The 17878-nt window shown below is 74.1% G+C and carries 19 protein-coding genes and 2 tRNA genes; 11 read left to right on the top strand and 10 right to left on the bottom strand.

The features are described from left to right. Positions 1–8 precede the first annotated feature (8 nt). On the bottom strand, positions 9–1136 hold the full coding sequence (locus ACF1BH_RS20455) for a Gfo/Idh/MocA family oxidoreductase (RefSeq protein WP_391644025.1): 1128 nt from the start codon (positions 1134–1136) through the stop codon (positions 9–11). Positions 1137–1445: 309 nt separating this feature from the next. Between ACF1BH_RS20455 and ACF1BH_RS20450 the strand changes: the two genes are divergently transcribed. The 5 genes from ACF1BH_RS20450 to ACF1BH_RS20430 all read left to right on the top strand — a co-directional run bounded on the left by ACF1BH_RS20450 (position 1446) and on the right by ACF1BH_RS20430 (position 4245). Next, entirely contained in the window at positions 1446–2024 is a 579-nt protein-coding gene (locus tag ACF1BH_RS20450; protein WP_391644023.1) for a hypothetical protein, read from the top strand. A 265-nt stretch (positions 2025–2289) separates the two neighbouring features. Continuing rightward, positions 2290–2664, top strand: coding sequence for a hypothetical protein (locus ACF1BH_RS20445; RefSeq protein WP_391644084.1), 375 nt, complete (start codon positions 2290–2292; stop codon positions 2662–2664). Positions 2665–2778: 114 nt separating this feature from the next. Continuing rightward, positions 2779–3558, top strand: a complete 780-nt coding sequence (locus ACF1BH_RS20440; protein ID WP_391644021.1) for an HAD-IIA family hydrolase — start codon at positions 2779–2781, stop codon at positions 3556–3558. Between the two features lie 116 nt (positions 3559–3674). Then, positions 3675–3923, top strand: a complete 249-nt coding sequence (locus ACF1BH_RS20435; protein ID WP_391644019.1) for a hypothetical protein — start codon at positions 3675–3677, stop codon at positions 3921–3923. Then, a complete protein-coding gene (locus ACF1BH_RS20430; RefSeq protein WP_391644017.1) occupies positions 3913–4245 on the top strand; it encodes a hypothetical protein in 333 nt (110 codons plus the stop codon). The genes ACF1BH_RS20435 and ACF1BH_RS20430 overlap by 11 nt, the downstream gene beginning before the upstream one ends. A 75-nt stretch (positions 4246–4320) precedes the next feature. Here the strand turns inward: ACF1BH_RS20430 and ACF1BH_RS20425 are convergent. Then, positions 4321–4394 (bottom strand) — tRNA-Lys (locus ACF1BH_RS20425). Positions 4395–4967: 573 nt separating this feature from the next. Here ACF1BH_RS20425 and ACF1BH_RS20420 point away from each other — a divergent pair. The 3 genes from ACF1BH_RS20420 (at position 4968) to ACF1BH_RS20410 (ending at position 7626) form a co-directional block, all read left to right on the top strand. After that, entirely contained in the window at positions 4968–5387 is a 420-nt protein-coding gene (locus ACF1BH_RS20420) for an SsgA family sporulation/cell division regulator (protein WP_391644015.1), read from the top strand. A 34-nt stretch (positions 5388–5421) separates the two neighbouring features. Continuing rightward, positions 5422–6645: a hypothetical protein gene (locus ACF1BH_RS20415; protein WP_391644013.1), complete on the top strand. Its 1224-nt coding sequence runs from the start codon at positions 5422–5424 to the stop codon at positions 6643–6645. Positions 6646–7032: 387 nt separating this feature from the next. Beyond that, complete coding sequence (locus ACF1BH_RS20410; protein WP_391644011.1) at positions 7033–7626, top strand: lytic polysaccharide monooxygenase; 594 nt, start codon at positions 7033–7035, stop codon at positions 7624–7626. 342 nt (positions 7627–7968) lie between these two features. Here the strand turns inward: ACF1BH_RS20410 and ACF1BH_RS20405 are convergent. The 6 genes from ACF1BH_RS20405 to ehuB all read right to left on the bottom strand — a co-directional run bounded on the left by ACF1BH_RS20405 (position 7969) and on the right by ehuB (position 12226). Further along, positions 7969–8042: transfer RNA gene (locus ACF1BH_RS20405), tRNA-Lys, on the bottom strand. An 84-nt stretch (positions 8043–8126) separates the two neighbouring features. Further along, positions 8127–8885 carry an IclR family transcriptional regulator gene (locus ACF1BH_RS20400; protein ID WP_391644009.1) on the bottom strand — a complete coding sequence of 253 codons (759 nt, stop codon included), beginning with the start codon at positions 8883–8885 and terminating at the stop codon, positions 8127–8129. 285 nt (positions 8886–9170) lie between these two features. Continuing rightward, a complete protein-coding gene (gene ehuA / locus ACF1BH_RS20395) occupies positions 9171–9977 on the bottom strand; it encodes an ectoine/hydroxyectoine ABC transporter ATP-binding protein EhuA (RefSeq protein WP_391644007.1) in 807 nt (268 codons plus the stop codon). Beyond that, complete coding sequence (gene ehuD / locus ACF1BH_RS20390; protein WP_391644005.1) at positions 9967–10620, bottom strand: ectoine/hydroxyectoine ABC transporter permease subunit EhuD; 654 nt, start codon at positions 10618–10620, stop codon at positions 9967–9969. Before ehuD ends, ehuA begins: the two co-directional genes overlap by 11 nt. Continuing rightward, a complete protein-coding gene (gene ehuC, locus ACF1BH_RS20385) occupies positions 10617–11345 on the bottom strand; it encodes an ectoine/hydroxyectoine ABC transporter permease subunit EhuC (protein ID WP_391644003.1) in 729 nt (242 codons plus the stop codon). Before ehuC ends, ehuD begins: the two co-directional genes overlap by 4 nt. Further along, a complete protein-coding gene (ehuB, locus tag ACF1BH_RS20380) occupies positions 11342–12226 on the bottom strand; it encodes an ectoine/hydroxyectoine ABC transporter substrate-binding protein EhuB (protein ID WP_391644001.1) in 885 nt (294 codons plus the stop codon). Before ehuB ends, ehuC begins: the two co-directional genes overlap by 4 nt. A 429-nt stretch (positions 12227–12655) precedes the next feature. Between ehuB and ACF1BH_RS20375 the strand changes: the two genes are divergently transcribed. Further along, positions 12656–13156, top strand: a complete 501-nt coding sequence (locus ACF1BH_RS20375) for a DUF3830 family protein (RefSeq protein WP_391643999.1) — start codon at positions 12656–12658, stop codon at positions 13154–13156. A 76-nt stretch (positions 13157–13232) separates the two neighbouring features. On the opposite strand, the gene ACF1BH_RS20370 is transcribed toward ACF1BH_RS20375, so the two are convergent. Then, a complete protein-coding gene (locus ACF1BH_RS20370) occupies positions 13233–14642 on the bottom strand; it encodes an amidase (RefSeq protein WP_391643997.1) in 1410 nt (469 codons plus the stop codon). Positions 14643–14740: 98 nt separating this feature from the next. After that, a complete protein-coding gene (locus ACF1BH_RS20365; RefSeq protein WP_391643995.1) occupies positions 14741–15715 on the bottom strand; it encodes a D-2-hydroxyacid dehydrogenase in 975 nt (324 codons plus the stop codon). Positions 15716–16008: 293 nt separating this feature from the next. Between ACF1BH_RS20365 and ACF1BH_RS20360 the strand changes: the two genes are divergently transcribed. Both ACF1BH_RS20360 and ACF1BH_RS20355 read left to right on the top strand, forming a co-directional pair. Then, positions 16009–16986: a decarboxylase gene (locus tag ACF1BH_RS20360; protein WP_391643993.1), complete on the top strand. Its 978-nt coding sequence runs from the start codon at positions 16009–16011 to the stop codon at positions 16984–16986. A 107-nt stretch (positions 16987–17093) separates the two neighbouring features. After that, positions 17094–17825, top strand: a complete 732-nt coding sequence (locus tag ACF1BH_RS20355; protein ID WP_391643991.1) for a decarboxylase — start codon at positions 17094–17096, stop codon at positions 17823–17825. The last annotated feature ends 53 nt before the right edge of the window (positions 17826–17878 follow it).

The raw sequence follows: 17878 nt of genomic DNA, 5'->3' as shown, positions 1-17878 counted from the left end.
CCGCTGTCTCAGACCTCCGGCTGCGCGATCCGGACCGTGCGGGACTCGGCCGCCGACCGCTTCGCGGCCTCCAGGACCCGCAGCGCCGCCGCGGCCTCCGCAGCCGTCACCGGCGGCCGGCCGCCCTCGCGCAGCGCCCGCGCCACCGCCGCGTAGTACGCCGGATAGTCACCGGGCAGCGTCGGCACCGGCGTACCGCCCCCGGTCAGCGGGGACTCCCCGGCGCCGAGGCGGCCCCAGGCGGACTCCGGCTCCACGCCCCACGCCGCGCCCTCCGCGCCGGGCCGCTCGCCCGCGCGCAGCGCCGCCTCCTGCGGGTCGAGGCCGTACTTCACATAACCGGCCGCGCTGCCCAGCACCCGGAATCGGGGGCCGAGTTGGGCGGCGGCGGCGCTCGCCCACAGGTGGGAGCGGACCCCGCTCGCGTGGGTGAGCGCGAAGAAGGTGTCGTCGTCGGCCTCCGCGCCCGGCCGCCGTACGTCCGACTCGGCGTAGACGGAGGTGACGGGGCCGAAGAGGGTCAGCGCCTGGTCGACGAGGTGGCTGCCGAGGTCGTAGAGGAGGCCGCCGATCTCCGCCGGGTCGCCGGACTCGCGCCAGCCGCCCTTCGGGAGCGGCCGCCACCGCTCGAAGCGCGACTCGAAGCGCCGGACCTCGCCGAACGCCCCCTCGTCCAGCAGTTGGCGCACGGTGCGGAAGTCGTTGTCCCAGCGGCGGTTCTGGAAGACGGAGAGCAGCAGACCGCGGTCGGCGGCGAGCTGGGCGAGGCGGTCGGCCTCGGCGGCGGTCGCGGCGAGCGGCTTGTCGACCACCACCGGCAGCCCTGCCTCCAACGCGGCGGTGGCCAGCGCCACATGCGTCTTGTTGGGCGTCGCCAGCACGATCAGATCCAGCTCACCGGCGCGCGCCAGGACCTCCTCGGGGCCCGCGACCGTGCGCACCCCGGGGTGCTCGGTACGGGCCTGCGCCTGCCGCTCGGCGTTGCGGGTCGCGACGGTGTCCAGCGCCAGGCCCGGGGTGGCGGCGATCAGCGGCGCGTGGAACACCGAGCCCGCCAGTCCGTAACCGATCAGTCCGACGCGGAGCGGGTCGCGGTCGAGGACCGGGGGAGCGGGGGTGCCGGGGAGAGTGCTCATGCGTCCACTTAAACAACAGCGGGGGCGGACGGGGCGGGCGGGGTGCGGTCGGCCCCGGGCGGCGGCCGGCCGGTGCCCGCCCGGGGGCCGGGGCCCGGCCCGCACACCCCCCTGAGCCCCCGGCGCCCGTCCGGGGCCGGGGCGCGGAAAGTCATCTGATCAGGCGGTATCCCGCGCCCGGTCGGGTGCACCCGTGCCCGGCCTCCCGGTGGGGGCGGTCGGCCGTGGCAGGGTCCGGCACGTGCGGTACGCGGTGGGCCGGGGGCCGCGTCGCCGCGCGCCCCGGCCAGCGAGCAGCAAAGGACCGCCATGGCGACGCACCCGCCCCACCCCCTGCCCACGGGGACGGCCCGGCCTCCCGCACCCGCCGGCGCCGCGGCCCGGCCGGTCGCTCCCGCGGGCCCGGCCGCACCCGGAGGCCCGGCCGCTCCCGCCGCCACGGCCCGCCCCGGGATCTCCCGGCTCCCCGGCGTCGCCACCGGCGCCGCCCGGTGGCCCCCCGGTCCCACCTTCCGCGTGGTCTTCGCCGGGTCCCTGCTGGCCTGCGCCTGCGTCGTCGGCCCGGGCGGCGCCACCGCGCAGGCGGCCGACGCTCCGCCCGACGGCGTACCGGCGCAGACGGCTCCGGCCGACCGGGCCCCGGCCGCCGACCACCCGGGGGAGAAGGACCCGCACACCACGTCCCGGGCCGCCGGGCACCCCGTACCGGCCGGTGCGTACCGGCCGGCCGCAGGTGCGCAGCCCGCGCCGCACCGGGCCCGGCCCGCCCGGTCGCGGGCGCTGGCCGACGCGGGTCAGGGGCCGATGCCGGCCCTCGCCACCGCCGCCGTGATCCTCCTGCTGGGCGGTGCCGGACTGCTGACGGCGGCCCGGCGGCTGCGCGGCTGAACCGCCGCCCGGCCCGGCCGCGTCCGGACGGGGAGCCGCTGCCCGCCGAGCGGGATCCGGCGCAGCGGTTCGAGGTGTCGCGGGAGACGCTGCGGCAGGCGCTGCGGGAACTGATCCTGGAGGGCCGGCTGCGGCGGCTGCGGCGCGGCACCGTCGTCGCCGGGCCCAAGCCGGCCCAGCCGCTCTTGCCGGCCAGCTACACCGAGGGCATACGCAACCAGGGGCGGCGCCCGGGGCGGCAGCTCATCGGGCCCGACCGCCTCCCGTGCCCGCCGGTGCTCGCAGCCGATCTCGGCTGGCCTCCGGGGACCGGTCCGGCACATGGAGCGGGTCTCCTCGCCGACGACGAGCGGGTCGGGCCGGAGAGCACGTACGTGGCGGTGTCCGGGTCCCGGACCCGGACACCGCGTTCGAGCCCGACCCGTCGTTCTACGCCTACCTCCACGAGCCGGCCCAGCGCGAGGTCTCCGCGGCCGGCGGCGGCTTCGCCGCCCGCCAGGACGTCAAGGCCACCGACGCCCACGCCACCGCACTGGCCGCCCTCATGAAGGGCGTCGACGTCTTCGGGCCCGGCTGGAAGGACATCGGCAAGAACCTCCCCGGCCACCTCGACGCCTGGCGCAAGGCCACCGGCAGCTGATCCCGGGCGGGACGGGGCCCGAGCCCCCGTCCCGCCCGCCCGTAGGCTGGGCGTACCGGCGCCGGCGGGATACCGTCGGCGCCCCAGGTCAACACGTACGGCAGGAGTCCGGCAGTGGCAGAGCGCAAGCCGATCGAGTCATGGCTCACCGACATGGACGGCGTCCTGATGCACGAGGGCATCCCCGTCCCGGGTGCGGACGCCTTCATCAAGAAGCTGCGCGAATCCGATCGCCCCTTCCTGGTCCTCACCAACAACTCGATCTACACGGCCCGGGACCTGCACGCACGCCTGAACCGCATCGGCCTGGACGTGCCGGAGGCGAACATCTGGACGTCCGCCCTCGCCACGGCGAAGTTCCTCGACGACCAGCATCCCGGCGGCTCTGCCTACGTCATCGGTGAAGCCGGCCTGACGACCGCCTTGCACGAGGTCGGCTACGTCCTCACCGACCACGAGCCCGACTTCGTGATCTTGGGTGAAACCCGGACTTATTCGTTCGAGGCCATGACGAAGGCGGTCCGGCTGATCAACAACGGCGCCCGCTTCATCGCCACCAACCCCGACGAGACCGGCCCGTCGGCGGAGGGGGCTCTTCCCGCCACCGGAGCCGTCGCAGCGCTGATCACCGCGGCCACCGGCAAGAAGCCCTACTTCATCGGCAAGCCGAATCCCTTGATGATGCGGACGGCCCTGAACACCATCGGCGCGCACTCGGAATCCAGCGCGATGATCGGCGACCGGATGGACACCGACATCCTCGCCGGCCTGGAGGCGGGCATGGAGACCTTCCTCGTCCTCACCGGCCTCACCCGCCCCGAAGACATCGAACGCCACCCCTTCCGCCCCTCCCGCGTCGTCGACTCCATCGCCGACCTCGTCGAACTGATCTGACGCACCGGGGCCCGGCCCGACCGCCGGCCCCGCTCACCTGAACGGGGCACCGGCGCCGCGCCCCGGATGCGGGCGCCCGCGCCCGGGCGGACCTTCGGAGTATGCGGAGGTTCACCATGCGCTCGCCACTGTTCACACTCTGTGCCCTGCTCGCGGTCCACGTGGCGGGCGGCGCCGCGCTGGCCCCGCCCGCCCGCGCCGCGGCCCCTGCCGCCGCGAGCGGCACCGCCGCCGAGATGAGCGGCGCCCAGGCGGTCGGGCTGGTCCTGGCCGGCGGCGCGATACTGATCATCGCCGGGCAGCTGCTCCGGCTCCGGCTCCGCATCCGCCGCGAGCGTCAGGGCGGCGGCACCGATGGCCACTGAGCTGCACCCCGTCCGGCCGCTCACCCGCCCCGCCGACCCGCCCCCGCACCCCGCACCCGGCGCCGGGCCCGCGCCCGGCCGCGGCCGCTGGTTCACCGGTGCCGCCTGGGCGGTGCTGCTGCTCGGCCTCTGGCTCTGGGACGGCGACGCCGCCCGCAGCGACGCCGTCGCCCAGCTCACCACCACCGGCGACATCGCCGCCGTCGGCCGCCCGCCCGGCCCGGCGGCACCCCGCGCCCGCCCGCCGCTGCCCGCCACCGCCGTGGCCCCGCGCGCCGCGCTGCTGCCGGGAGGCGTCCTCCCGCTCGCCGTGGGGCCGTGACGGCCCGCGCCGAGGCGGCCGGAGGCGGGCATACGACGAAGGCCCCCACCGAAGTGAGGGCCTTCCGCCTGTCTGTGCGCCGCCAGGGACTCGAACCCCGGACCCGCTGATTAAGAGTCAGCTGCTCTAACCAACTGAGCTAGCGGCGCCTGCTGACCTGAAGAACTTTACACGACCCTCCGGGGCGCCTTTGACCACCTGGGGCCGCCCCGGGCCTTTTCATGCCTCCTGGGCCGGTGAGGTGCGTCACAGGGGGTGCGGGGCCGGAGGGCGACGGCCCCGGCCGGGCCAAAGTCCCGCGATCTTGGGACCTTCGGCAGGTGGGGTGTCCGCCACGTTCTGTGAGGATCGCCAGTACGGCATTGCGCCATTGGCCGGACCGCCGAGGTGCGGCCCGGGGCGCCCCTTGCGAGGCTGGGACGGGAGCGGGGCGAGGCGCGAGCGGAGGAGGCGACAGCGGTGATGAGGTGTCAACGCACGCTGCGAACAGGCCCGATGAGGCCGCCGGCGCCCGCCGCGGCCCGGCACCGGGCCCGGCCGCCGTACCGCGCCGACAGCTCCGGACCGGCCGCCCGGACGGCCGCCGCCGGTCACCCGGCGCGATGGTCTCCGTCACTCGTCACCTGCATTTTGCAACCCCGCCACGCCCCCTCACGTCTGATTGGACGCGCACCCCACCCGGGTCCGCCGGGACCGTCCCTCCCTCGGAAAGGTTGATCGTCATGGTGTCGACAGCCAAGCGCACCCTCGACATGTCCCTGCTGCTCGGCCCGGACGACGAGGTGCCGGTGGCGGGCCGGTTCAGCTACCGCAGCGACCGTCCGTACGAGGTCGAGGTCGCCTTCATCAGCCGCGGCGTGACGGCCGCGACCTGGGTCTTCGCCCGGGAGCTGCTGCTGGGCGGGGTGCACGGCGAGGTGGGCGAGGGCGATGTCCGGGTGTGGCCGCAGACCGCGGCGAGTGGCCGGCGCCGGGTCCACATCGAGCTGTTCAGCGACGACAGCGTCTGCGAACTGTCGGTACGGGCCCCGGAACTGACCGCCTGGCTGGAGCAGACGGCGGCCATCGTGCCGCCCGGCGAAGAGGACCGGTACCTGGAGCTGGACACCCATCTGGCCCGGCTCCTGGCGGGGAAGTGCTGAGACGGCGATGACTGTGACGACGGTGAGGACGACGATGACGACCGGGACCACGACCGCCGAAGCCCCGGAGAAGGCCACCCCCGCGCGGCGCCGCCCGACCGTGCCGCCCGCGCAGCGCACCGGCCGGTCCGCGACCGTCCCCCGGCAGGGCGCGGGCCCCGAGCTGCGGCCGGCCGCCGGCGCCACGCCCGGCGACGCCGACACCCGCGGTGACGCACGCACCCACGACCCGCGGGTGCACGGCTTCCTGCCCGAGCGGCCGCCGGTCCGCAGCATGATCGGGACCTGGACGCTGCTGGACGCGCTGGCGCGGACGGCGGCGCTCGCGCCGGGCACCGCGGACGCCGTCGCCGCGGTCGAACGCGCCGGCCGCGCCGGGGAGCTGACCGCGCTGCGGCAGCGGGTCTCGCGGCTCTCCCCGCGCAACGCCGAGGCCGCCGCGATGCGGATCGCCGTGATCGCGGTGGCCTGCGGCTGGTCCGGGCTCGACCCGCAGGCCCCGGCCGCCCGCCGGTGCGCCGACGGCGGCTTCCTCGACCTGTGGTCCGCCATCGCGCACCGCATCGACCACGACCAGTTCGTCGCGCTGCCCGCGCTGTCGCTCCACAACTGGGCCCCGGAGCGCAAACCCCGCCGCCATCTGCCGATCGACCAACTCGCCCGCACCGAACAGCTCGTCCCGATCGTGCGCTGGGCCCCGGAGGACGAACCGCTCTGCCGCCTCGACCGGTTGATGCTCGCCGTGACCCGCCTGGAGGCGCACGGCATCTGGCTCTTCCGACTCGCCGAAACCCTCGCCGGCCGCGCGCCCGACGACTCCTCCACCCCGACGGCGCTGCGCCGCCTGGTCCGTATCCAGCACGCGCTCCGCGCCCAACTCTGCGAGGAGACAGCCGAGTTGCTGGACGCCCCGGTCACCGCCCGGCAGTCCGAGGTGATCGGTACGCTCGCCGGGCAGGGCGCCCTGGAGCCGCCCGTGCTCCAGGCGGCCGACGCGGTCCTCGGCATCGGCGGACGCCGCATGGGGGAGGGCGGCCGCCAGCTGCTCCGCCGTCATCTGCCGGCCCATCACCGCGCCTGGCTCAGCGCCATGGACCGGCACTGTGCCCCGGTCCGCACCCTCGCCCACCGCGGTGGCCCCGACGCCGCCGTCTACCGCGAGGCCCAGGAGTCCCTGATCGCCCTGCGCCGCACCTACACCGCTCTGATCCAGGCGGCCGCCGGCCCGGCCCCGGCCTTCACCGCCGCGGCGGCCTGACCGCCGCCACCCCGCGCCGTACGACGCCCCCACGGCCGTACGCCGCCCCGCTCAGGCCGCCCGCCCCGCTCCCGTACGGAATCCCGTGCGGGAGCGGCGGCCTTTCCGGCCGCCTGCCGCGCCCGCTCGCCGAGGTGGGCCGCAGGTCCGCACCGGGCCGTCTGCCCAGGTCGCACCGGGTTCCGCCGCCGTTCTCCGGCCGCGCCGCCCGCCTCTGCCGCGCCGTGCCGCTCCGGCCGTGTCCCGCCTGCCCGGCCACGGAACCAGGAATCCCGGTTGTTATTGGTCTGGACATGTCGAGCATCCGCTCGTAGCCTCGCGTTGGTCTAGACCGCACCGCACATTCCCCCTGTCGTCGGAACTCCCCACGTTCTCCAGGAGTGAACTATGCGCAAGAGGTTCAGTGCCGCCCTGATCGGCCTCGGCGTCGTCGGCGCCTCCCTGCTGTCCACCAGCAGCGCCTCCAGCCACGGCTACAGCGACGCCCCCGTCAGCCGTCAGGAGCTCTGTGCCCAGGGCACCGTCAAGGACTGCGGCGCCATCCAGTACGAGCCGCAGAGCGTCGAGGGCCCCAAGGGCTTCCCGGGCGCCGGTCCCGCCGACGGGAAGATCTGCTCCGGCGGCAAGGACGGCTTCGCCGAGCTGGACGACCCGCGCGGCGGCGCCTGGCCCGCCACCAAGCTCACCGGCGGCCAGGGCTACACGTTCCGGTGGAAGCTGACCGCACGTCACGCCACCACGGACTTCGAGTACTTCATCACCAAGGACGGCTACGACCCGAGCAAGCCGCTCACCCGCGCCGACCTGGAGCCCGAGCCGTTCATGACGGTCCCGATGGGCGGCAAGCAGCCGGACGCCACCTGGCAGCAGCAGGGCACCGTGCCCACCGGCAAGAAGGGCCACCACATCATCCTGGGCGTCTGGAACATCGCCGACACCGGCAACGCCTTCTACTCCTGCTCGGACGTCGACCTCTCCTGACCCCGTGACCGCCGTACGGCGGGCCCGTCGACGCAGGCGTCCCCACCGGCGGATGCCCGGGTGCCGTCCGCCCCGGCCGTCCGTCCGCCGCCCCGTCCGGCCCCGCCGTGCGGCCCCCGGCCCGGCTCGCGCGTCCCCGACCCGTACGTGATCCCGTACGGGTGGCGGGCCGGGCATCCATCGGAAGCCGGACGTCCGCCCGGGATGACCCCGGGCGCGCTCCCCGTACGCCCCCTGTACGCCGGGACGGAAGTGGCCACGGCGCACGTGCAGGGGCGCACGCCGGTGCCGGAACGCCGAAGTGGGCGCCTCCGGAAAAACCGGAGACGCCCACTTCACAGGTGCGCCGCCAGGGACTCGAACCCCGGACCCGCTGATTAAGAGTCAGCTGCTCTAACCAACTGAGCTAGCGGCGCGCGCTGACAAAAGAAATACTACCTGCTTCCGAGGGGTGCTTCCGACCACCCTGCCCGCCGGGCCCCGAGGTGCCCCGCCGCAGGTCAGATCGCGAGCGACAGCAGGACCGGGGTGGCCCGCCGGTTCAGCGCGTCGGCCGCCTGCCGCAGCCGGTGGGCGTTCTCCAGCGGCATCGACAGCGCCAGGCAGCCCACCGACGCACCCGCCGTGATCGGCACCGCGGCACAGACCGTGCCCACGGCGTACTCCTGGATGTCGAGCACCGGGACCGTCGGCGGCTGGCTGTCGAGCTTGTGCAGCAGGATCTTCTCGTTGGTGATCGTCCGCGAGGTGAGCCGGGCGGTCTTGTGCCGGGCCAGATGGTCCTTGCGTCCGTCGTGGTCCAGCTGCGCCAGCAGGCACTTGCCGACCGCGCTGGCGTGCGCGGTGCGGCGGAACTCCGCCCACTCGTTGACCTTGGGGGCGAGCGGGCCGTCCGCGTAGTGCAGGATCTTGACCTCGCCGTCGATGTACCGGCTGATGTAGACCGCCGCGCCCACCGAATCCCGCAGGTCGTCGAGGGTGATCTGAAGCTTGTCGCGGAGCGCCTGATCGCGGTCGCCGCCGGTGCCGAGCAGCAGCAGCGATTCGCCGACCACGTACGACCCGTCCGGCAGCTGCTCGACGTACCCCTCGCGCCGCAGCATCGTCAGCATCTGCGCGAGATGGGTGGCGGGCAGGTGGGTGTGGCGCGCGATCTCGACATCGGTCACGCCGCCGCTGTGCCGGGACACCGCTTCGAGCACGCGCAGGGCGTGCTGCACCGATGCGAACGGCGCGGTCGGATCGGGCTTCAGCGCCACGGTGGCCCCCTAGCAGGTCGGTACCGCTTGCGTCGTCTCCACCGCCGTCGGGCGCGAGCGGCGCGGCCCGCCGGCGGTTCCCGGGCGGCGGGCCGCCTATCACGATAGCCGCCAACGACCCCCGGTGGAGAGGGGCTTGACCGAAAACCACGCTCCGTGGACGACCCGTACGTACGTTCCGTGTGACGGCATATGCCATGGTCACGGGCGTGCGGCGGGCGCCGGACGGAGCGGAGCCCGGCCGCCGGGACGGGGCCGGGCTCCGCTGAGCGGGAACGATCGCGGTCACAGCACCGCGCTGAGGAACTCCCGGGTCCGCTCGTGCTCGGGGTCGGTGAAGATCTTCTCCGGCGGACCGGACTCGATGACCCGGCCCGCGTCGAACATCAGCACGTCATCGGAGATGTCCCGCGCGAAGGACATCTCGTGGGTCACGCAGAGCATGGTGATGTCCGTGGTGCGGGCGATGTCCCGGAGGACGTCGAGCACCCCGGCCACCAGCTCCGGGTCGAGCGCCGAGGTGACCTCGTCCAGCAGCAGCACCTGCGGCCGCATCGCCAGCGCGCGGGCGATGGCCACCCGCTGCTGCTGACCGCCGGAGAGCTGCGTCGGGTACTTGTCGAGGTGCGCGGTCAGCCCCACCAGGTCGAGCAGCCCGCGGGCGCGCTCCTCTGCCTCGTCCTTGCCCAGCCCCAGCACATGGACCGGCGCCTCGGTGATGTTGCGCAGCACCTTCATGTTGGGGAAGAGGTTGAACTGCTGGAACACCATGCCGATGTTCTTGCGGACCTCGCGGATGTGCTTCTCGCCGGCGGGTATCAGCCGCCCGCCCTTCTCCTCGTGGGTGAGATAGGTGTCGCCGACCTTGATGGTGCCCTCGTCCGGCGTCAGCAGCGTCATCAGCAGCCGCAGGATCGTCGTCTTGCCGGAGCCGGACGGGCCGATCAGCGTGACGTGCCTGCCCGCCGAGACCGTGAAGTCCAGCGCGTCCAGGACGGTGTGGGACCCGAACCGCTTGGTGACGCGGTCGAAGCGGATCAGCTCGGTGCCGCCGGCGGCGGCGTCCTTCGGGAGGTGCGTGTCAGCGGACAAGGCGGCGCTCCAGGGCTCGCAGGAGGAGGGAGGTCGGGTACGAGATCACGATGAACAGGACGCCGACGACGGTGATCGGCTCCATGTAGTCGAAGGTGGTCGCGCCGATGGTGTTCGCCTGGAAGAGCATGTCGCCCACGGTGATGGCGGCCAGCATCGGTGTGTCCTTGAACATCGCGATGACGTAGTTGCCGAGCGCGGGGACCACCCGGCGCAGCGCCTGCGGCAGGATCACCGCGGTCCAGGTGCGCCGGCGCGGCAGGTTCAGCGCGACGGCCGCCTCCCACTGGCCGGCGGGGACCCCGTCGATCCCGGCGCGGTAGACCTCGGCGGTGTACGTCGAGTAGTGCAGCCCGAGCCCGATCACGCCGGTGACCAGCGGGGAGAAGGTGAGCCCCCAGCTCGGCAGCACGAAGAAGAGGAAGAAGAGCTGCACCAGCAGCGGGGTGTTGCGGATGAACTCGACGACCGCGCCGACCGGCCACGTCACCCAGCGGCTCGGCGACCGCAGGGCGAGCGCCCAGACCAGGCCCAGCACGAACGAGACCAGCGACCCCAGCAGCGTCGCCTCGACGGTGACGCCGAGCCCCTTGAGCAGGTCGGGCAGGATGTCGCCCACGTACCCCCATGACCAGGTGTTCACGGCTTGCCACCTCCGGCGGCCGGTGCGGCGGTGCCCGCGACGGCGGGGGTGCGGGAGAACAGGCCGCCGGAGGGATCCGGGGCCTTCCCGACGGACGCCTTGGCCCGCCGCTCCACCAGCCGCATGATCCGGGTCACCACGAACGCGATGACGAAGTAGAGGACGAGGATGATCCCGTAGACCTGGGCGCTCTCACCGGTGGAGAGGCGGGCGAGCTTCGCCTCGAAGGTCAGCTCGCCGATGGAGAGCAGCGACGCCAGGGCGGTGCCCTTGAGCAGTTCGACCAGGAGGTTGGTGAAGGGCGGCATCATCTCGGGGAACGCCTGCGGGAGCAGGACCTTCCGCATCCGCTGCCAGGGCGTGAAGCTCAGCGCGACGGCGGCTTCCCGCTGGGCGGGCGCCACCGCGGCCAGTGCGCCGCGCACCACCTCGGAGCCGTACGCGCCGTAGGACAGGCCGAGGGCGAGGGTGCCGGCCCAGAGCCCGGCCAGCTGCCAGCCGAGCAGCGGCAGGGCGAAGAACAGCCAGAACATCAGGACCAGCGCCGAGGTGCCGCGGAAGATCTCCACGTAGGCACCGGACAGGAACCGCACCACGCGCAGCCGGGAGGTGCGGGCCATGCCGACGCCGAAGGCGACGGCGGCGGCCAGCGCGGCGCTGTAGACCATCAACTGGACGGTGATCCACACGCCTTTGAAGAAGAGTTCCCACAGTGCTCCGGTCACCGTTTGCACAGCTCCTTCGTCGTGAGATCGGTCATGAAGTCCTCGGTGAATCCGAACGGCCGCACCAGGCGCAGGAGTTCACCGCTCCGCTTCATTGCGTGCAGCTCGCGGTTGAACGCGTCGCGCAGCCGCGTCTCACCGATCCGGAAGCCGTAGCCGCCGCCGTCGCGCTGCGGGACGCCGCCCACCTCCGGGGTGAACGGTTCCGTCATCTCCACCCGCGGGTGGCGGCCGGTCTTCAGCGCCTCGATCATCGCGAGTGCGGTGCCCGCGAAGCAGTCGATGCGCCCCGCCTCCAGCGCCTCCATCCCGGCGATCGTGTCGCCGTACGTCTGCACGGTGTTCCTGCGCACGCCGTTGCCGACCGCGTAGTCCAGCTCCGCGTAGCCGACGCCGGTGCCCATCCGGAACCCGCCGCGGGCGATGTCCCGATAGGAGTGAATTTTCTTCGGATTCCCCTTCGGGACGAGAAATCCGTCCTTCGACTCGTAATCCGGATCGGAGAAGAGGACGGCCTGGCAGCGGGCCTTGTTGATGAACATTCCGGCGACGATCACGTCGAACTGGAAGGAATGCAGCCCCGGGACCAGTGCGCCGAATTCGACCGGTACGGGCTCGAAATTCCGGACACCCAGTTTCCTGAAGACGGTGCGGGCGACGGCGGGTGCCTCGCCCGTCAGCTCGCCGTTCCTGTCGATGTACGCATAGGGCGCCTCACCGGCGATCCCCATGCGTACCGTGTTGCGCTCCCGCAGATCATCGAGGAGATGCCCCCCGTCCGTGGCGCCGGTGACATCGACCCGGGCGCACCCGGTGGCCGCCGTCAACGCGCCTGCCGCACCGAAAGCCGCCGCTCCTGTCAACAGCGAGCGGCGGCTCATTCCTCTGACACTGATGCCTGAATCTTTCCCCTGTGGTGGCGCCATGGGCGCGCGGCTACCCGAACTGTTCGAATGTATGCCGATTGTTTCCGGCCCTGGACGGAACTGTCGCCCGGACGTGGCGTAATTCCCTTATCACCGCCTACGGTGAGAGTGCCGGATACGTCGTATCGAGAACTGTGCGGGTGATTGGCGGCCGTGTGCGGCGGTGTGGGCCGGTACGTCGCCGGGCCGGTCGGCGGGGGTTTTCCGCGGGCCGGGCGGAATTCACCGATTCGCCCGGCGCCGCCCTCCCGGATTCCGGGCGGTGCGGCGGATAGGCAGGCGGTAGGGCCTGCCGCGGGGCGCATCCGCGAGGCCCCGCGCGGCGAGCACCCCGCGCCGCCCCGCGGACCGCGCCCGGCATCTCACGGACCGAAGGAGGCCCTCATGGCCGACCGTTACCTCGACGTCTCGCTGGACAAGCGCGGCGTCCACTGCACCGCCCGGCTGCTCGACGACCGCGCGCCGCTCACCTGCGCCGCCGTCTGGGACGCGCTGCCGCTGGGCGGCGACGTGTACCACGCCAAGTACGCCCGCAACGAGATCTACACGCTCCTCGCGCCGTTCGCCGCGCAGGAACCCCCGCTGGAGAACCCCACGATCACCCCGATCCCCGGTGACCTGTGCTACTTCACCTTCAGCGGCACCGAGTTGGGCACCTCCTCGTACGGCTACGCCGCCGAGTCCGAGGCGCACGGCCGGCCCACCGTCGTCGATCTCGCGCTCTTCTACGAACGCAACAACCTGCTCATCAACGGTGACGCGGGCTGGGTCCCGGGCATCGTCTGGGGCACCGTCGTCGAGGGGCTCGACCGGATGGCCGACGCCTGCCAGGACCTGTGGCGGGCCGGTGCGGTGGGGGAGAGCCTGAGCTTCCGCCGGGCGTAGAGGCGGAACGGCGCGGGGCGGGCGAGCCGGGCGCGCGCAAGAGGTCCGCGCGCCCCGGTCCGCACGCCCCGCGCCCTCACCAGGCCGCCGGAATCTTCGCCACCCCCGCCTCGTACAGCGCATGTGCCGCGCGCAGCACCAGCGCGTCCTCGTGGCGGGCGGCGATCAGCTGGACGCCGATCGGCAGTCCGTCGCGGTCCACGCCGCAGGGGACCGACGCGGCGGGCTGCTGCGTCATGTTGAACGGATAGGTGAACGGCGTCCACCCCGTCCAGCGCTCCAGCCCGGAGCCGGGCGGCACCTCGGCGCCCGCCGCGAACGCCGTGATCGGCTCGGTCGGCGTCACCAGCAGGTCGTACGTGGTGTGGAAGCGGCCCATCGCGGTGCCGAGCGCCATCCGGGTGTCGACGGCGGCGAGGTAGTCCAGCGCGCCGTACCGGGCGCCGAGGGCGCAGATCTCCGCGAGCCCCGGGTCCAGCAGCTCCCGCCCGGCCGGGTCCAGATGCTCCACCACCCGCGCCGCCCCGCTGAACCACAGCACGTGGAACGCCTCCACCGGGTCCGCGATCGGCGGATCGGCCTCCTCGACGTGCGCCCCCAGCGACTCCAGCGTCTCCGCCGCCGAGCGCACCGCCGCCGCCACGTCCGGCGCGACCGGCACGTCCCAGCCGAGCGCCGGGCTGTACGCCACCCGCAGTCCGGCCACCGGCTCCGCCAGGGCCGCCTGGAACGAGCCGGCGGGCGGCCCCAGGTGCGACCAGTCGCGCGGATCGGGCGCGCTGATCACGTCCAGCATCAGCGCCGCGTCCGCCGCGTCCCGCGCCATCGGCCCGACGTGCGACAGCGTCCCGAACGGGCTCGCCGGGTACAGCGGCACCCGCCCGTACGTCCCCTTCAGTGCGAAGACGCCGCAGAACGACGCGGGGATACGGACCGAGCCGCCGCCGTCGGTGCCCAGGCTGAGCGGCCCGGCGCCCAGCGCGAGCGCCGCCGCGCTGCCGCCGCTGGAGCCGCCGCAGGTGCGCGAGGGGTCGTACGGATTGCCCGTCACGCCGCCCCGCGGGCTGTCGGTGACGCCCTTCCAGCCGAACTCCGGGGTGGCGGTCTTGCCGAGGAACACCGCGCCCGCCTCCCGCATCCGGGCCACCGACGGCGCGTCCTCGTCCCACGCCGCGCCGTCCGGGGAGAGCGTCAGCGAGCCCCGCAGGGTCGGGCTGCCCCGGGTGAGCAGCAGGTCCTTGACGGTCACGGGGACTCCGTCGACGGGCCCGGCCGGGCACCCGGCGCGCCAGCGTTCCTCGGCGGCGCGGGCCCCGGCGATGGCCCCCTCGGCGTCGATCAGGGCGAAGGCATTGGTCCGCTCCTGCGCGGCCCCAGCCCGCTCCAGCGTGGCGGTGACCGCCTCCACGGGCGAGAACGTACCGGCGGCGTACCCGTCGGTGAGCTGCCGGGCCGAGAGTGTGGCGAGCCGGTTCGGTGCGGTCATGGGGCGTCCTCCGGTCGGGCGGCCGCCCCGGTGGCGGGGCGGGGGCGGATGGCGACGGGCGCTCGGCGGGCCGGGCGCCGGGGGCGGACGGGCCCGGGTCAGCGCACCGGGACGTAGCCGAGCCGTTTGTCGACGACGTTCTCCAGTGGTTCACCGGCCGCCCAGCGGTCGAAGTTGTCCGCGAACTGCTCGGCCAGCGCCTCGCGCCAGCCCAGTGCGTCGCCGCTCATGTGCGGCGAGACGATCAGCCCCGGCGTCTCCCACAGCGGGCTGTCCGGCGGCAGCGGCTCCTGCTGGAAGACGTCGAGGGCGGCGCCGGCGAGATGCCCGGAGCGCAGCGCCGCGACGAGCGCGTCCTCGTCGACGAGGGGGCCTCGGCCGACGTTGACGAAGTGGCACCCGGGGCGCGTCGCGGCGAACGCCGCCGGGCCGAACAGGCCGCGGGTCGCGTCGGTCAGCGGCGCCGCGCAGACGACCCAGTCGGCGCCGCCCAGCAGCGGGTGCAGCGCCTCGGACGCCCGCACCGTGCCGAACTGCGGATCGCCGGTGCGCTCCCGGCGGCCCACCAGATCGACGGTGACGCCGAGCGCCTGGAGGGTGGTGCCGACGGCCCGGCCGATGGGGCCCGAGCCGACCACCACGGCGTGTGTCCCGGCGAGCCGCCGGGTGTCGCGGTGGCGCCAGCGCCGCTGCCGCTGGAGCTCCCAACTCCCGTAAAAATCCTTGGCCATGGCCAGGACGAGCCCGGCGACGTACTCCGCGATCGGCTGCTCGAAGACGCCGCGGGCGTTGGTCACCAGCGTGTCGTCGGCGACCAGCGCCGGGCACAGCAGCCGGTCCACCCCGGCGCTCGCGGTGTGCACCCACCGGGGCCGCGGCCCCTCGACCGGCCATGCCTCGCGGATCGCATCGGAGGTGAAGTCCCAGGCCAGCAGGACATCGGCGGTGCGCAGCCGGTCGGCGAGCGTGGCCGGGTCGGCCTGCACCACCCGGGCCCGGCCGGTGAGCCGGTCCAGCTTCGGCGGCGGGTCGGAACCCAGGACGAGAACGGTGCTTTCGGTGCTTTCGGACATGGGCCAGAACCGTTCTGAGACGTGTACCGGGCGGGGTCGGCGGGGCGGACGGGCCCCCACGGGCAGCGTACGGCGGCGAGCGGAGGCAGGCCGGTGGGAGGGCGGAGGCGGGCCGGGGGCGACGGAACGACAGGAGGCCGAGGAATGTCGGAGATGTGAGGATTGACCACGCTAAGAAGTCGTATCTACCGTGTCAACAACGGCACTGTTCCGACGTCCCGGCTCGTAACCGGCTGCTCCCTTCCTCTCTGGCCACCGTTTGGCCACTGCCCTTCGTTCTCCTAGGGGCTTACATGGACGTCTCCTTCCTCGGTGGCCCGCAGCCCCAGCTCGGCGTGGGCGTCGTCGCACCGTTCGACTTCGCCCTCGACCGTGAGCTGTGGCGCTGGGTACCGGACGACGTGTCCCTCCATCTCACCCGTACCCCGTTCGTCCCCGTCGAGGTGAGCCTCGACCTGGCCCGTATGGTCAGCGAACACGAAACGCTGCGCGCCGCCGTCGAGGCGCTGAGCGCGGTCTCCCCGCAGGTCATCGCCTATGCCTGTACGTCCGGAAGTTTCGTCGGCGGGCTCGCGGGCGAGCGGGCGATGACGGCGGCCATGGTCCAGGCGGGCGCGGTCCCCTCCCTCACCACCTCGGGCGCGCTCATCGAGGCGCTGCGGGAACTGGACGCCTGGCACGTCGCCGTGGTCACGCCGTACACGCGGTCGGTCACCGACTCCCTGGAGGAGTTCCTCGGCGAGGCGGGCATCACGGTCACCGGGCGCGCCTACCTCGGCCTGACCCGGCACATCTGGCAGGTTCCCTACCGCGACGTCGTCGCCATGGCCCGCACCGCGGTGGGCGAAGGCGCCGACGCCCTCTTCATCAGCTGCACCAACCTTCCGACGTACGACGCCATCCCCCAGTTGGAGGCGGAGCTGCGGATGCCGGTGGTCTCGGCCAACCAGGTCACGCTCTGGGCGGCGCTGCGGGCGATCGGCGTCCGGGCGGTCGGGTCGTACCAGGCGCTGCTGGACCCGGTGGCCCGCGCCGGCCCCGCCGGGATGACGCCGACGCCGCCCGCCCCGTCCGCACCGCCCGCCCCGGAGGTGCCCGGCACCCGGCCGGACACGCCGACGGAGACCGCCCCGGAGGTCCCGCCGGGGCCCGACCCCGCCGCCACGCCCGATGCCGCCCGTACGGCTCCGACCGGTGAGCCGCCGGGCGCCGGCCCCGCGGAGGGCCGCACGCGAAAAGCGCGGGCCCGACGGGGCGGCACCCGCCACTGAACCCTGAGCGGCCCCCGGGCGCGCGGACCACGGCCCGCGCGCCGTCCGGCCCCGCCCACGCGCCTGCCCCGCCCCCTGCCCCGAACCCCCAGCCAAGGGAGAACCGCATGACCACGGTCGGCTTCCTCTACCCCGGCCACTCCGCCGAGGACGACTACCCCCGCCTCGCCGCCCTCCTCGGTGAGGGCATCGCGCTGCCGCTGGTCCACACCGACATCGGCGAGGACGCCCACCGGGTGGACGCGCTGCTGGAGATGGGGTCGGCGGCGCGGCTCGCCGCCGGCGTCGACGAGCTGCGCGCCCTGGGCGCCGAGGCGGTCGTCTGGGCCTGTACGAGCGCCAGCTTCGTCTTCGGCTGGGAGGGCGCCCAGGAACAGGCCCGGGAGCTGTCCGCCACCGCCGGGCTGCCGGCGTCCAGCACCTCCTTCGCCTTCACCCGCGCGGTCCGGGCGCTCGGGCTGCGCCGCGTCGCGGTCGCCGCGACCTACCCCACCGATGTCGCGGAGCTGTTCCGGGCCTTCCTGAAGGCGTCCGGCACCGAGGTCGTCGCCACCCGGGGGAGCGGCATCGTCACCGCCGCCGAGGTCGGCACCTGGGGCCGCGACGAGGTGCTGGCGATGGCCCGGGCGGGCGACCATCCCGCCGCCGAGGCGGTCCTGCTGCCGGACACCGCCCTGCACACCGCGGCGTACCTCCAGGACCTCGAAACCGAGCTGGACAAGCCGGTCCTCACCGCCAATCAGGTGACGGTCTGGGAGGGCCTGCGCCTGCTGGGCCGCACCGTCGAACGCCCCGCCCTGGGCACGCTCTTCACCGCCGCCGCCCACTGGGAAGGCTGAGGCGGCGGGCGCCCACCGGGAGCGGTGCGCGGCGCCGCCGCCCGGTACGCCTC

Source organism: Streptomyces sp. NPDC014733, from assembly GCF_043083385.1.
Taxonomy (GTDB): domain Bacteria; phylum Actinomycetota; class Actinomycetes; order Streptomycetales; family Streptomycetaceae; genus Streptomyces.
Note: the sequence above shows the minus strand (reverse complement) of the source record. Positions and strands in the feature narration are given on the sequence as shown.